The 1,170-nt window shown below is 51.8% G+C and carries 1 rRNA gene; it reads left to right on the top strand.

Annotated features, from left to right (window positions below):
- Window positions 1–1,151, top strand: a 23S ribosomal RNA gene (locus LK540_RS25195); the annotation flags it as partial.
- Between the last annotated feature and the right edge of the window lie 19 nt (window positions 1,152–1,170).

Raw genomic sequence — 1,170 nt, forward strand, 5'->3', positions numbered from 1 at the left:
GAAAGGGTTGCAATAAACTGGTGGCTGCGACTGTTTAATAAAAACACAGCACTCTGCAAACACGAAAGTGGACGTATAGGGTGTGACGCCTGCCCGGTGCTGGAAGATTAAATGATGGGGTGCAAGCTCTTGATTGAAGTCCCAGTAAACGGCGGCCGTAACTATAACGGTCCTAAGGTAGCGAAATTCCTTGTCGGGTAAGTTCCGACCTGCACGAATGGCGTAACGATGGCCACACTGTCTCCTCCCGAGACTCAGCGAAGTTGAAATGTTTGTGATGATGCAATCTACCCGCGGCTAGACGGAAAGACCCCATGAACCTTTACTGTAGCTTTGCATTGGACTTTGAACCAATCTGTGTAGGATAGGTGGGAGGCTTTGAAGCGGGGACGCCAGTTCTCGTGGAGCCATCCTTGAAATACCACCCTGGTTTGTTTGAGGTTCTAACCTTGGTCCGTTATCCGGATCGGGGACAGTGCATGGTAGGCAGTTTGACTGGGGCGGTCTCCTCCTAAAGTGTAACGGAGGAGTTCGAAGGTACGCTAGGTACGGTCGGACATCGTGCTAATAGTGCAATGGCATAAGCGTGCTTAACTGCGAGACCGACAAGTCGAGCAGGTACGAAAGTAGGACATAGTGATCCGGTGGTTCTGTATGGAAGGGCCATCGCTCAACGGATAAAAGGTACTCTGGGGATAACAGGCTGATTCCTCCCAAGAGTTCATATCGACGGGGGAGTTTGGCACCTCGATGTCGGCTCATCACATCCTGGGGCTGTAGCCGGTCCCAAGGGTATGGCTGTTCGCCATTTAAAGTGGTACGTGAGCTGGGTTTAAAACGTCGTGAGACAGTTTGGTCCCTATCTGCCGTGGGCGTTGGAAATTTGAAGGGGGCTGCTCCTAGTACGAGAGGACCGGAGTGGACGAACCTCTGGTGTACCGGTTGTCACGCCAGTGGCATTGCCGGGTAGCTAAGTTCGGAAGAGATAACCGCTGAAAGCATCTAAGCGGGAAACTTGCCTTGAGATGAGATTTCCCGGAGCCTTGAGCTCCTTGAAGGGTCGTTCGAGACCAGGACGTTGATAGGCTGGGTGTGGAAGTGCAGTAATGCATTAAGCTAACCAGTACTAATTGCCCGTACGGCTTGTCCCTATAACCTTAGCAGGTATAG

The organism is Massilia sp. IC2-278, assembly GCF_020708045.1.
Classification (GTDB): domain Bacteria; phylum Pseudomonadota; class Gammaproteobacteria; order Burkholderiales; family Burkholderiaceae_D; genus Telluria.